General features: G+C 67.8%; 13 protein-coding genes. 9 read left to right on the top strand and 4 right to left on the bottom strand.

Features of this window, described 5'->3' with window-relative positions:
- On the bottom strand, positions 1 to 819 hold an 819-nt coding region (locus ELR45_RS21595), incomplete at its 3' end, for a DUF881 domain-containing protein (RefSeq protein ID WP_165367991.1).
- A gap of 46 nt (positions 820 to 865) precedes the next feature.
- Entirely contained in the window at positions 866 to 1,462 is a 597-nt protein-coding gene (gene clsA / locus ELR45_RS21590) for a cardiolipin synthase ClsA (protein WP_165367990.1), read from the bottom strand.
- Positions 1,463 to 1,707: 245 nt separating this feature from the next.
- Between clsA and ELR45_RS21585 the strand changes: the two genes are divergently transcribed.
- Together ELR45_RS21585 and ELR45_RS21580 are read left to right on the top strand one after the other, a co-directional pair.
- A complete protein-coding gene (locus tag ELR45_RS21585) occupies positions 1,708 to 2,346 on the top strand; it encodes an alpha/beta hydrolase (protein WP_129668199.1) in 639 nt (212 codons plus the stop codon).
- A gap of 34 nt (positions 2,347 to 2,380) precedes the next feature.
- Complete coding sequence (locus ELR45_RS21580; RefSeq protein ID WP_129668198.1) at positions 2,381 to 3,505, top strand: maleylacetate reductase; 1,125 nt, start codon at positions 2,381 to 2,383, stop codon at positions 3,503 to 3,505.
- Here the strand turns inward: ELR45_RS21580 and ELR45_RS21575 are convergent.
- Positions 3,429 to 4,271: an IclR family transcriptional regulator gene (locus ELR45_RS21575; RefSeq protein WP_129668197.1), complete on the bottom strand. Its 843-nt coding sequence runs from the start codon at positions 4,269 to 4,271 to the stop codon at positions 3,429 to 3,431. The genes ELR45_RS21580 and ELR45_RS21575 overlap by 77 nt on opposite strands.
- A gap of 242 nt (positions 4,272 to 4,513) precedes the next feature.
- Here ELR45_RS21575 and ELR45_RS21570 point away from each other — a divergent pair, with 242 nt between their 5' ends.
- Together ELR45_RS21570 and ELR45_RS21565 are read left to right on the top strand one after the other, a co-directional pair.
- Positions 4,514 to 4,756: a hypothetical protein gene (locus tag ELR45_RS21570; RefSeq protein WP_129668196.1), complete on the top strand. Its 243-nt coding sequence runs from the start codon at positions 4,514 to 4,516 to the stop codon at positions 4,754 to 4,756.
- Between the two features lie 4 nt (positions 4,757 to 4,760).
- Positions 4,761 to 5,696, top strand: coding sequence for an SDR family NAD(P)-dependent oxidoreductase (locus tag ELR45_RS21565; RefSeq protein WP_129668195.1), 936 nt, complete (start codon positions 4,761 to 4,763; stop codon positions 5,694 to 5,696).
- Between the two features lie 19 nt (positions 5,697 to 5,715).
- Here the strand turns inward: ELR45_RS21565 and ELR45_RS21560 are convergent, their stop codons facing one another.
- On the bottom strand, positions 5,716 to 6,630 hold the full coding sequence (locus ELR45_RS21560) for an SDR family NAD(P)-dependent oxidoreductase (protein ID WP_165367989.1): 915 nt from the start codon (positions 6,628 to 6,630) through the stop codon (positions 5,716 to 5,718).
- A 294-nt stretch (positions 6,631 to 6,924) separates the two neighbouring features.
- On the opposite strand from ELR45_RS21560, the gene ELR45_RS21555 reads away from it, so the two are divergent.
- From ELR45_RS21555 to ELR45_RS35625, 5 genes are all read left to right on the top strand, one after another.
- Positions 6,925 to 8,085 (top strand): NDMA-dependent alcohol dehydrogenase, encoded by a 1,161-nt coding sequence (locus tag ELR45_RS21555; RefSeq protein WP_240760004.1) that lies wholly within the window; start codon positions 6,925 to 6,927, stop codon positions 8,083 to 8,085.
- A 22-nt stretch (positions 8,086 to 8,107) separates the two neighbouring features.
- The gene (locus ELR45_RS21550) at positions 8,108 to 9,601 is read left to right on the top strand and encodes an aldehyde dehydrogenase family protein (protein WP_129668193.1); all 1,494 of its coding nucleotides are present in this window, start codon (positions 8,108 to 8,110) and stop codon (positions 9,599 to 9,601) included.
- Between the two features lie 17 nt (positions 9,602 to 9,618).
- Positions 9,619 to 10,740, top strand: a complete 1,122-nt coding sequence (locus tag ELR45_RS21545; RefSeq protein WP_129668192.1) for an NDMA-dependent alcohol dehydrogenase — start codon at positions 9,619 to 9,621, stop codon at positions 10,738 to 10,740.
- A gap of 58 nt (positions 10,741 to 10,798) precedes the next feature.
- Positions 10,799 to 11,344, top strand: coding sequence for a UGSC family (seleno)protein (locus tag ELR45_RS21540; protein ID WP_129668191.1), 546 nt, complete (start codon positions 10,799 to 10,801; stop codon positions 11,342 to 11,344).
- Positions 11,341 to 12,266, top strand: a 926-nt coding sequence (locus ELR45_RS35625; protein ID WP_165367988.1) for a hypothetical protein, incomplete at its 3' end; no start/stop codon positions are given. The genes ELR45_RS21540 and ELR45_RS35625, both read left to right, overlap by 4 nt.

Raw genomic sequence — 12,266 nt, 5'->3', positions numbered from 1 at the left:
CGCGGCGGGCAGGTCCAGGGATTCCTCTACGCGCACGGTGTACTGAATCCCGTCGTTCCCCGCCTCCCGCAGAACACTGCCGCCAGGACCTTCACTGAACCGGCTCGCCAAGGTGCGGGAGTCACCGAGCGCCAACACCTCATACGGTGGACTCAAGGGCACCCCGTTGACATTGATCAAGTCGTTCGCCGTCCGTATAGGGGTCAGCGACGTAATGCGCTGCTCGTTGATGCTGATCGCCTCCGCACCTGCGAACCAAAGTCCGTTCACCACTTGTTGAAGATCAAAGTCGAGCACGACGGCCAAATTAGGGTCGTCAGTCTGATCTGGATGCTCTGCGTCGTTCAGCTCGACGGAGATCCCCGGACCGGACAGTGCCGCGGTCCCCGCACTGCCCTGCAGCCGCTGGAGCGCCTCGCGCACCTGCTGGCCGCCCGCACTGTCCTGCAGCTGGTCGTCCTCGAGCTCGGCGATCTCCGACTGCAGAGAGTTCACAGTGGCCTGCAGGCGCTCGGTCTGCTCTTCCTGACTGCGGATACGGTCCGCGAGGCCCTCTCGTTCCGCTGACGCCACCCCCGCGCTGCCTTCCTTCTGCAATATCGCGACGGAGATGAGCAACCCCAGGGCGAGCATGCCCATGATGAGCGCCATCGACATGCGAGGCTTCTTCGACGGTGCTTGCGCCCCTGCCTCTCCATCGGCCCCCCGCTTAGCGGCCACGTGCTCGTAGTCGGGGTCGAGCGGATTGGCGAAAACGTTGTTGAGCAGCGACATCGACGCGTCACGAGGACGCGTTACCGTTGCCTTCTTGCTCGTCACCGTCATATCGTTGCACGCCTACCCAGACCTATAGCACACCGTGTACCTACGCGGACTCTGCCGGATTGTCACGTAGCACTCGGCGAACCTGTTCGGCATAGAGAATTCCCGCCCACCAGTACAGCGCGACGCCCCACACGGCGAACGCCCATCCGAACACTTGTGCCAACATGGCAAGCGTACCGTCTCCGATACCCAACAGCAAGAGTGGGAAAGCGTACAGCAGACAGAACGTCGCGGCCTTGCCGAGGAAATGTACCGGAAGCTTCACCAGCCCGCGTTTCCTCAGCAGCGGGACCAGAGCCAACAAGAACACGTCGCGTGCCACCAACAAGATCGCGAACCACAGCGGGATGATGTCTCGTATCGTGAACGCCACTATTGTGCTGAAGATGTAGAGCCGATCGGCGAGCGGATCCAGCACCTCCCCGACCTTGCTGATCTGATTCCAGCGGCGCGCGAGCTTACCGTCGAGATAGTCGCTGAAGCCCGAGAAGGCGAGCACAGCCAGCGCCCACAGGTCGGCCTCCTCGACCAAGATCAGCCACAGGAACAGTGGCACCCCGAGGAGCCGGAGAAATGAGAGCACGTTCGGGATGGTGAAGACCCTGGTGGTCTGCACCTCCGTGTTCTGGACTTCCACGCGGGCCGCCCTCCTACCGCGCTTAACCGCACCACTGACGGTACACCGCCATTCCATATACGACCCAGCCGGCTCCAAAGCCAACCCTGCCGCCCGGCCCTTTTCTAGACGTCGCACACCTCTTAGTCACATCATCACGAATCACGCTATCCCGCTACAACGTCGTCGATGTCCGTACCTTTTGAACGCCATTCGTTACGATGACCGCGATGATCCTAATCGACGGTCCGCCGGAAAGGCCCTAGATGACCAACGAGCATCTCGCCCAGCCGTTCATACATGCCGGCTCCAGCCTCGATGAAGCGGACGTAGGAGCCGTTGTCGTGCATGGGCGAGGCCAGGACCCCCAGTTCATGGTCGCCGCGGTAGTCGACCGTATCGACCTGCCACAGGTCGCCTACGTACTCCCCCGCGCCGCGGGACACAGCTGGTATCCGGCACGGTTCATCGAACCTCTCGAGGTCAACGAGCCCCATCTGGGTCGCGCGCTCCAAGCCTGTGACTCCGCCGTGCGGACCGTCGGCGAGCATGGCATCGATCCCGAACACACGGTCTTGATCGGATTCTCCCAGGGTGCCTGCCTGCTGTCGGAGTACATCGTCCGCAACCCGCGCCCGTACGCCGGCGTCGCGTTGCTGACCGGGGGTTACATCGGCCCACCAGGTCCGCCGCGGGAACCGTCGGGGTCGCTGTCAGGCACTCCGGTGTTCATGGGGAGCAGCCGTCACGACGCGTGGGTGCCTCTCTCCCGCGTCGAGGAGACGGCGACCCTGCTTCACGCCATGGACGCCCAAGTCGACCTGAGGATCTACGACGACCGCGAGCACTTCGTGAACGACGACGCGATCACGGCCACGCGCCAGCTGATCGCCAAGGTCGCCTGAGGACACACGGACCATCGACGGCGGGAAGGCACACGTGCGGACCTGGATCCACACGGCTCATCCAGCGCGCACAGTGTTCGGTGCGGGCACGGTCGAGCGGATACGCGACGAGGTCGAGCGGCTGGACCGCTCACGTGCGCTTCTCCTGGCCGGCCACGCGGCCGCTCCCGTCGCCGGGCAGGTCGTCGACCTCCTGGGGCCGGTCGCCGTCGGTCGCTTCGATGGGGCGGCCATGCACACACCGGTCGAGGTCACCGATGATGCGCTCGTTCTGCTACGAGAGCGCGCCGCCGACTGTGTCGTAGCCGTCGGTGGCGGATCGACCACCGGGCTGGCCAAGGCGCTCGCATGGCGCACCGGAGTCGATCAGATCATCATTCCGACGACCTACTCGGGTTCCGAGGTCACGCCCGTGCTCGGAGAGACCGCGGACGGGGTGAAGACGACCAGGTCATCTCCCGCGGTTCTGCCAGAGACTGTGCTCTATGACGTCGATCTCACCCTGACGCTGCCGGTGCACATCTCGGTGACCAGCGGCTTCAACGCGATGGCACACGCGGTCGAGGCTCTCTACTCGGCTGAGGCCAGCCCGGTTGCCGACGTGCTGGCTTCGCATGCCATTTCCCGGATCGCCTCCGCCCTGCCACGAGTCGGCACGGACCCTTCCGACCGAGACGCTCGCACCGACATGCTCGAGGGTGCCTGGATGGCAGGGACCTGCCTCGGGTCCGTGAGTATGGGACTGCATCACAAGCTCTGTCACACGCTCGGCGGCTCGTTCGACCTGCCACACGCGGACACCCACACCGTCGTCCTCCCGCACTCCCTGGCGTACAACGCGCCGGCCGTTCCTGACGTCATGGCACGCATCGCGGGCGCCTTGCAGGACGGCGGCAGGTTCACCGCGAACCGGCCGTCTTCCGCCGGCTCGGACCTGGGCCGAGATGTGCCGGCACTCGTGTACGACCTCATCGCGACCACCGGCGGCCCTGTATCCCTGCGCGAGCTCGGCATGGCCGAGGACGACCTGCCGAAGGCCGCGCAGCTCGCGACCGCCACGGCGTACCCCAATCCTCGGGCTCTCACGAGCTCCGGCGTCGAAGGGCTCCTCCGCCAGGCCTGGCGGGGAGCGCGTCCGGAAGCCACCCCGACCATGTGAGCCAGCTGTGGTCGCCGCCCGGCGCCGGGTCACGCTGCGGGGCGCCGAGTACACGCGAGACCGCGCGAGCGGTCGTCGACAGCGCCGGCAGCAATGACTGCGGCGCGGCCGTGCCGCGGCGGATCGTCACGCCGAGCGCGGCGATGAGCCGGTCGCGTGGTCCACGCACGGGCGCCGCGATCGCGACGGCGTCGGCCGTGATCGACTCCTCCAGAACGGCGAAGCCTGTACGGCGCACCTCCGCCAATGAACGACGCAGCTGTGCGGGGTCGGTGACGGTCTTGGACGTATAGCGCTTGAGCGGCCCCGCGAGGATCTCCTCCTGGAACTCGGGCGGCGCGTGCGCGAGCAGCACCTGGCCGGTGCCCGTCGCGTGCAGGGGCCACCTCCCGCCGAGGCGCGTCAACACGGGGGCACCGTTGCGAGCACGCAGCGACTCGACGTATACGACGTCGGTGCCGTCGCGCACCGACAGATTCACGTCGGCGCCGGTCGCCGCGTGCAGGTCGCCGAGATACGGCAGCGCGACGTCTCGCAGGTGCAGGCCCTGCGGCTCGAGCGAGCCCAGCTCAAGGATGCGCATGCCGATCGAGTAGCGCCCGTCGGCGGTGCGTTCGAGCGCTCCCCACTGGCGCAGCTCGCCGACCAAGCGGTGCGCCGTGCTGAGACTCAGCCCGGCCCGGCGGCTGATCTCGCTGAGGGTGAGCAGGAGGTGATCCTGGTCGAACACCTCGAGGACCGCAAGAACGCGCTGCGCGGCCGTCATGCGGGCAGAACGTGCAGGAACAACTTCGCTGAGGGTCATCGTTGACTGACCTCCGATGTGATCACAGCACACCACCGGCGTGTGAGTGCACCATATATGTTGCGTCCGGATCCGCAAAAGGACGTCGAAGGCCTGCTTCTACGGACCTTCCGCCACGTGGGAACGTCCCTCCCCACGCGCGTGAGCCGCGCCTATCGTCGCCAGCACAGCGTTGCCGAGTCCAACGTAGGAAGGCGTGCCATATGAGCATCGACCAGGCCCAGATCCACGCGCTGCGAAGTTCGCTGGAGGCCGACGACTATCACCTCGACGTTCAGGTGTCGGACGACACCGCGGTCGCGACCATCACCGCAGGACCCGACGCGTGCGCCGAGTGCCTCGTTCCGAAGGACCTCATGCGGAGCATGCTCGCGCCGATTCTCGGAGTGGACGCCGATCGCATCGAGATGACCTATCCGGTCGACGTCCACACCGACGGAGAGTGAGCCCGTGGAGATCAGTCTTGAGGACAAGGTCGCCCTCGTCACGGGGTGCGGCCCGAACATCGGCAGCGGGATCGCGCTCGCCCTGTCGCGCTACGGCGCGAAGGTCGCGTGCAACGACGTGTCGAAGGATGCGATCGACGCATGCACGCAGCGCATCGAGCGCAATGGCGGCGAGGCTCTGGCCGTGCCGGGCGATGTGACCGACGAATCCCAGGTGAAGGGCTACATCGACAATGTGATCGAGCAGTGGGGGCGCATCGACATCCTGGTCAACAACGCCGCGATCCTCGGGGGCCGGGGCGTGCTCGACGAGACCGTCGAGGACTTCGAGCGGGCGGTGCGCGTCGCGGCACTCGGCTATTTCCTCAATACCAAGCACGCCGGGCGCGCCATGGCCGAACGTGGCATCCGAGGGTCGATCGTGTGCGTGTCGTCGTCGAACGGATGGAACGGCTCTGCCGGCGTCATCGCGTACGCGTTCCACAAGGGCGGCGTGAACAACTTCGTCCGCGCCGCCGCGATGGACCTCGCGCCGTATGGAATCCGGGTGAACAGCTTCACACCTACCGCGCCGACGCCCGACAACCCCGAGCTGCTCGCGGCCGGGGCGAAAGGGGCACTGCAGGCGCCACCACAGCATGTCCGGAAAGGCCTCGGCGCCGAGGGTGGAGACGAGCCTTGGCGGCGACCGGCACGGTGGACCGGAGAGCGCCAGCCGATGGTGCCGATGGGAACGACCGGCACCCCGACCGACATCGGACATGCCGTCTCATGGCTGTGCTCCGACTACGCGCGGCTCATCACCGGTACAGATATCGTCGTCGACGGCGGCGCACGCGCGAAGAACTTCGCCTACATCCCTGCCGGGCCCGACGAGCTCGCCGGCCCGCTGCCGCTCATCGGGCTCGACAACACCCCCATGCCCGACGCGTCCGGCTGAGTGCTGTCGCCTGCACACGTCAGCGGACCGAGGCCGGGGGCTGCGGCGGAGCGAGGCGATTCTCGGGCGAGTAGACCGCCGAGGCCGTGAGAAAGGGGATCACCGCCGCGCGTTCGGAGTCGATCGGCTCGTCGGGGAACGCCGTCTCGATCGTCTCGTGCCGATCCTGAAGCCCCGATTTGAACTCGGGGTGGGTCAGGATGAACATATCGCCGCGGCGCATCCCCTGTAGTACGCGTTCCCCGGCCTCCTCGGCCGACATGTACGGCATCTGCAGATCGGCCTTGGGACGTGACACGTCGGGCGTCGGAAAACCCGACTCCGCATACTTCGCCGGGCGGTCGGCCGCTCCCGCGCCGATGTTGCTGTGGGTCGGCCCGGGACAGTACACCGACACGCCGATCCGCTCGGGCATCAGCTCGATGTGCATCGCCTCGCTCAATGCGATGATCGCCGCCTTCGTCATGGAGTACAGGCCCGCGACGATCGGCATGAGCCCGCCCATCGACGACGTGTTGACGATGTGCCCGCCGTCGCCGTGCGCGCGGATCTTCGGTAAGAACGCCTGGATGCCGTGACCGACGCCCCGGATGTTGACATCGATGAGCCAGTCCCAGTCGCTTGGCGACGCGTCCGCGACCGGCCCGGTCAGGCCGATCCCGGCGTTGTTGACGAGCACGTCGACCCGGCCGTGGTCGCGTTCGATCTCATCGGCGGCGGCGTGCATCGCGTCGGAGTCGGTGACGTCGACCTGCAGCGCGTCGACCGCAAGGCCCTGCCCGGCGAACACCTCCTCGGTCTGGAGCAGGTGAGCTTCGCGACGCCCCGTGACGACGACGCGCATCCCGGCGCGGGCGAAGGCGAGCGCGATCCCGCGGCCGATGCCGCTCGACCCGCCCGTGATGACGGCGACCTTGTTCTCTACGTCCTCCATAAAGGCCATCTCACACCGCGGGCCTTGCTGCGGGCAGGGCGCTTTCCGCGTCACAGAAGCTTTCCGCGTCACAGAAGCTTTCCGCGTCGCCGAAGGCCGCTCCCCCTGGAACGCGTAAACGGCCCGGCCTCCGCGGGAAGGGAGTTTCCCTTCCGTGCGGCAGAAACGGCCTGGCTCGCCAGGCGTGTACCCAGCACCGTAGAGACAGCACTCACACTCAGCTGTGCCGGCCGGGCATCAGAGCATGGCGACGTGCTCTGTCGCTCTCGAGCCATCCGGCGGGAAAGAGGACACATGAGCATTGCCGCAAGCGCCACCGCGCCGTCGATGGCGGAAGACATCCCGGACAGCATGACGACGCGTGCGGCCGTGTGCCGTGCGCCCGGTCAGCCGTGGGAGATCACCGAGCTCGAGCTCGACCCGCCCAAGGCCAATGAGGTGCGGATCAAGTTCCACGCCGCAGGGATGTGTCACTCCGACGACCACATCCAGAAGGGCGACGCCCCCATGCGCATGCCCGTCGTCGGCGGGCATGAGGGCGCCGGCGTGATCGACGCCGTCGGCGAGGGGGTCACGCGCGTCGCAGCCGGCGATCACGTCGTGTGCTCGTTCATCCCCGCGTGCGGTAAGTGCCGCTACTGTTCCACCGGCCGCCAGAATCTGTGCGACGAGGGGAAGAACGCCGCGACGGGCCAGTTCGCGGACGGCACGTTCCGATTCCACCAGAACGGCGAGGACTTCGGTGGCCTGTGCGTGCTCGGGACGTTCTCGCAGTACGCCGTCGTCTCCGAGTACTCGGTCATCCCGATCCCCGAGCACATCCCCTTCGACGTCGCCTCGCTCGTCGGCTGTGGTGTGCCCACGGGATGGGGCTCGGCCGTCCACGCTGCCGGAGTACGGGCCGGGCAGACCGTCGTCATCTTCGGCTCGGGCGGTGTCGGCAGCAACGCCGTGCAGGGTGCCGCCCTCGCGGGTGCCCAGCGCGTCATCGTCGTCGACCCGGTCGAGTTCAAGCGCGACATGGCCAAGGTCTTCGGTGCGACGCACACGTTCGCGACGGCGAAGGAGGCGACCGAGTTCGTCGTCGAGTCGACGTGGGGTGAGCTCGCCGATCACGCCATCATCACCGTCGGCATCCTGAACGACGAGGTCATCCACGACGCGATCAGCGTCGTCGGCAAGACGGGCCAGGTCACGATCACGGCCGTCGGCAACGGCTGGATCGACGAGAACCCCGGCATGCTCATCGGCTTCCAACGCCGTGTCCAGGGCGCCATCTTCGGTGCCTGCAACCCGCTGTACGACGTGCCACGCCTGCTGAGCCTCTACACCTCCGGCCACCTCAAACTCGACGAGCTCATCACCCGCCGCTACCGGCTCGACGAAGTCAACCAGGGCTACCAAGACATGTTGGACGGCAAGAACATCCGCGGCGTCATCGAGATCGAGCACTGACTCCCGAGCGAAGGACACTGTCATGACCATCACCACCGACCACCAGGCAACGATTGACAGCGCGCTGCGCGTCGACGGCGTCCAGCTCATCGGCGGCGAATGGGTCACCTCGGGCACGGGGCGCACCATCGACGTCGTCAACCCGGCCAACCGCGAGGTCATCGCGCGGGTGCCGCGCAGCGACGCCGATGACGTGGACCTCGCCATCAAGGCGGCGGAGAAGGCGTTCCCCGCCTGGCGCGATCTCGACGCGTCGAGCCGCGCGCGCCTGCTGTTCCGCTGGGCCGACCTGATCGAGGAGCACAACGCCGAGCTCGACAGCCTCGAATCGCAGGAGGTCGGGCGTCCCAGCTGGGGCCCGCCCCCCATGGCGAACCAGATCCGGTTCATCGCCGGCCAGGCCGACAAGGTGCAGGGTGTGTCGCTGCCCACCCGTTCGACCGGATCGCTCGGGCTCACGCTTCGCGAACCGTACGGCGTCGTCGGAGGGGTCATCCCCTGGAACGCGCCCGGGCCGATGTTCGCCAACGAGGTCGGGCCGGCGATCGCCGCCGGCAACACGATGGTGATGAAGCCGGCGGAGGACGCACCGCTCACCCCGCTCGCGCTCGCGAAGCTGGCGCTTGAGGCGGGTATCCCCGCGGGAGTCATCAACGTCGTCACCGGCTACGGTCACGAGGCGGGCGCCGCGATCCCGGCGGATCCCCGCATCCGCCGCATGGGATTCACCGGATCCCCACAGACGGGCCGCGCGATCATGGAGTCCTGCGCCCGCAACCTCACTCCGCTCCACCTCGAGCTGGGCGGGAAATCGCCGCAGGTCGTGTTCCCCGACGCCGATCTCGACGCCGCGATCCCCGCCATGACGATGGGCATCACCCTCAACACCGGGCAGGTATGCGCCGCGGGCTCGCGCGTCGTCGTGCACCGCAGCATCCACGCCGAGGTCGTCGAGCGGCTCGCGGCACAGATGCGGAAGGTCACCGTCGGCCCGTGGCACCAGCAGGTCGCGATGGGGCCGTTGATCAACCAGAAGCAGCATGAGCGCGTGCTCAGCTACATCGAGATCGGCAAAGAGCAGGGTGCCGAGCTCGTCACAGGCGGCGGCCGGCCGCAGGGCGAGGAGTTCGGCGACGGCTTCTTCGTCGAGCCGACCCTCTTCGACAAGGTCTCACCCGGCATGCGGATCGCCCAGGAGGAGATCTTCGGCCCCGTGCTGTCGGTGATCCCCGTCGACGACGAGGCCGAAGCGATCGAGGTCGCCAACGGTGTCGACTACGGTCTGGTCGCCTCTGTGTGGACCCGGGACATCGGCACGGCGGTGCGGGCGAGTCGCGCCCTGCAGGCCGGTCAGGTGGGCGTCAACACACCGATCGGGGCGGGCACCGTCATCGGCGGGCCGTTCGGCGGCTACAAGAACAGCGGCTTCGGCCGCACGATGGGCGCCGACTCGGTGCTCGATTGGACCCAGGTCAAGACCGTATCGATGCAGGGCGCGCCGATTCCGCGCGGCTGAGCGAGGAGCGAAAGCCAATGGCAACCATCACGACACGTGCCGCCGTCGCGCACCGCCCACACGAGGGCTGGCAGCTCACCGACCTGCAGCTCGACGACCCGAAGGAACACGAGGTGCGCGTCAGGTTCGTCGCCTCGGGCCTGTGCCACTCCGACGACCACATCACCGGCGGCGACGCCCCCGTGCGGTTCCCTATCGTGGGCGGTCACGAGGGAGCCGGCGTCGTCGAGTCCGTCGGGGAGAACGTGCGGCGAGTGAAGCCCGGTGACCGCGTTGTGTGCTCGTACATTCCCGCGTGCGGCGCCTGCCGGCCCTGCTCACTCGGTCACCAGAACATGTGCGTCAAAGGGCTCAACGCGGGCACGGGAATGTTCCTCGATGGCACGTTCCGGTTCCACAGTGACGACGACGACTACGGCGGGTTCTGCTCGCTCGGCACCTTCTCGGAGTACGCGGTCGTGTCCGAGTGGGCGGTCGTACCGATCCCCGACGATATCTCGTTCGAGGTCGCCTCCCTGGTGGGATGCGGTGTACCGACCGGATGGGGATCGGCCGTCTATGCCGCGGGCGTGAAGCCCGGCGATGCCGTCGTGATCTTCGGCGCGGGCGGCGTGGGGAGCAACGCCGTGCAGGGCGCGCGCTACGCGGGTGCCAAGACCCTCGTCGTCGTCGACCCGGTCGAGTTCAAGCGCGACAACGCCCTCGAGCTCGGCGCGACGCACGCGTTCGCCGACGCCCAGGAGGCTCACGACTTCGTCGTCGCCGAGACCTGGGGACAGCTCGCCGACCACGTCATCATGACCCCGGACGCCGTCACCGAGGAGATGGTGAACCGGGCCGTGCTCATGACCGGCAAGGGCGGCAAGGTCACGATCACCGCGGTCGGCCACCTCGGCGAGAAGGCCGTGCACGTGCACGCCGGAATGCTCATCGGCTACCAGCGCCAGATCCGTGGCGCGCTCTTCGGCGACTGCAACCCGCTGTACGACATCCCCAAGCTGCTGGGGCTGTACCGGACCGGCGATCTCAAGATCAAGGAGCTCATCACGCGCACCTACGGGCTCGACCAGGTCAACGACGCGTACCGCGACCTCAACGAGGGCAAGAACATCCGCAGCGTGATCCTGCACGAACAGTGACGCCGGGCGCGGCGTGCGCCAGCGGCGCCGCGCACCGCAATCCGCAAGGAGGAATCCGATGCCGAACGCCATCCTCGACCCGACCGGGCGCGCGGAGGAGGTCTCGTCCCCGGCGGGCGAACTCGCTCCCCGGCGTGGCGATCTCGCGGGCCTGCGCGTCGGCCTGCTCGACAACACGAAGCACAACGCGATGCTCTTCCTGCAAGAGGTGGGACGGCTGCTCGTCTCCGAGCACGGCGCCGCCGAGGTGAGCATCGTGGAGACGAAGAAGAGCTTCTCGGTTCCCGTGGACGAGGAGATCGTCGAGCGCTACCGAGGGGTCGCGGACATCGTCGTCACCGGCGTCGGCGACTGCGGCTCGTGCAGCGCGGCCGCCGTGGCCGACGGGATCAACTTCGAACGTGCGGGTCTTCCCGCCGCGGTTGTGCTCACCGACGCGTTCGCGACGACCGGGAAGATGATGGCCACGATGCAGGGCGACCCGGACTACGCGTGGATCACGACCGAGCATCCGGTGGCCGTGCTCGAGCCCGAACAGGTGCACGAACGCGCGCGCCGGCTGCTGCCCGAGATCACGCGCAGCCTGACCGAGAGCGTGCGATGACGCAGCCGGATCCGGACATCGCCCAGGAGGCCATCGAGTACTGCTACGAGCAGGGCTGGTCGGACGGGCTGCCGCTGGTACCCGTGAGCCGCCCGCTGCTCGATCGCTTCCTCGCGACGACGGACCGCGCTGCCGATGAGGTCATCGGAGACATGCCGCAGACGAGCCGCACCGTCACGGTGCAGACCGCGGCGATCAATGCGGCGATGGCAGGTTGCCTGCCCGAGTACTTCCCCGTCGTCCTCGCGGCGTGGGAGGCGCTCATGCGGGAACGGGCGACACGTGGCGGCGGATGGCAGTCCACGAGCGGCCCGGCGCCTCTCATCGTCGTCAACGGAGAGATCCGGAACACGCTCGGCTTGAACAGCGCGGGAGGGGCGTTCGGTCCCGGGTTCCGGGCCAACGCGACGATCTCACGCGCGGTGGGACTCATCGTGCGCAACGCCTTCGGCGTACGGCCGCACGAGCTTGAACAGGCCACCCAGGGTGTACCCGGGCGGTGGTCGATCTGCTTCGGGGAGAACGAGGAGGAGAGCCCCTGGGCGCCGCTCGCCGGGGAGCTGGGGATCACCGGAGACGCCGTGTCGGCCACGCTGCTGCGCACGTGCGAGTACGTCGACAACCGGCACACCTCGAGCGCCGAGCAGCTGCTCGGGGATTTCGCGGACACGATCGGCCGGTCCGGGGCGTGGATCTTCAAGCATGCCCTGGCCGGGGTCGTGTTCTGCCCCGAGCACGCGCAGCTGCTGGCCGGCGCCGGTTACCGCCGCGCCGACGTCGCCGCGTGGCTGGTGGAACACGCGGGGCGCACCACCGAGCAGCTCGCTGGTGCGGGCAAGGACCACGCCGACGACCGCGGCGTGCGCTTTCCGGGAAAGGACGGCGATCCCGGCGCCTTCCAGCCCACGATCGCGCCCGGCGG

The organism is Phytoactinopolyspora endophytica (assembly GCF_004138495.1).
Classification (GTDB): domain Bacteria; phylum Actinomycetota; class Actinomycetes; order Jiangellales; family Jiangellaceae; genus Phytoactinopolyspora; species Phytoactinopolyspora endophytica.
This window is presented reverse-complemented; position numbering and strand designations above follow the sequence as displayed.

Excerpts from the sequence above, each read along its gene's own strand:
- ELR45_RS21585 (WP_129668199.1), top strand. The coding sequence starts at position 1,708 with ATGACCAACGAGCATCTCGCCCAGCCGTTCATACATGCCGGCTCCAGC.
- ELR45_RS21575 (WP_129668197.1), bottom strand. The coding sequence starts at position 4,271 with ATGACGGCCGCGCAGCGCGTTCTTGCGGTCCTCGAGGTGTTCGACCAG.
- ELR45_RS21570 (WP_129668196.1), top strand. The coding sequence starts at position 4,514 with ATGAGCATCGACCAGGCCCAGATCCACGCGCTGCGAAGTTCGCTGGAG.
- ELR45_RS21560 (WP_165367989.1), bottom strand. The coding sequence starts at position 6,630 with ATGGAGGACGTAGAGAACAAGGTCGCCGTCATCACGGGCGGGTCGAGC.
- ELR45_RS21555 (WP_240760004.1), top strand. The coding sequence starts at position 6,925 with ATGAGCATTGCCGCAAGCGCCACCGCGCCGTCGATGGCGGAAGACATC.
- ELR45_RS21550 (WP_129668193.1), top strand. The coding sequence starts at position 8,108 with ATGACCATCACCACCGACCACCAGGCAACGATTGACAGCGCGCTGCGC.
- ELR45_RS21545 (WP_129668192.1), top strand. The coding sequence starts at position 9,619 with ATGGCAACCATCACGACACGTGCCGCCGTCGCGCACCGCCCACACGAG.
- ELR45_RS21540 (WP_129668191.1), top strand. The coding sequence starts at position 10,799 with ATGCCGAACGCCATCCTCGACCCGACCGGGCGCGCGGAGGAGGTCTCG.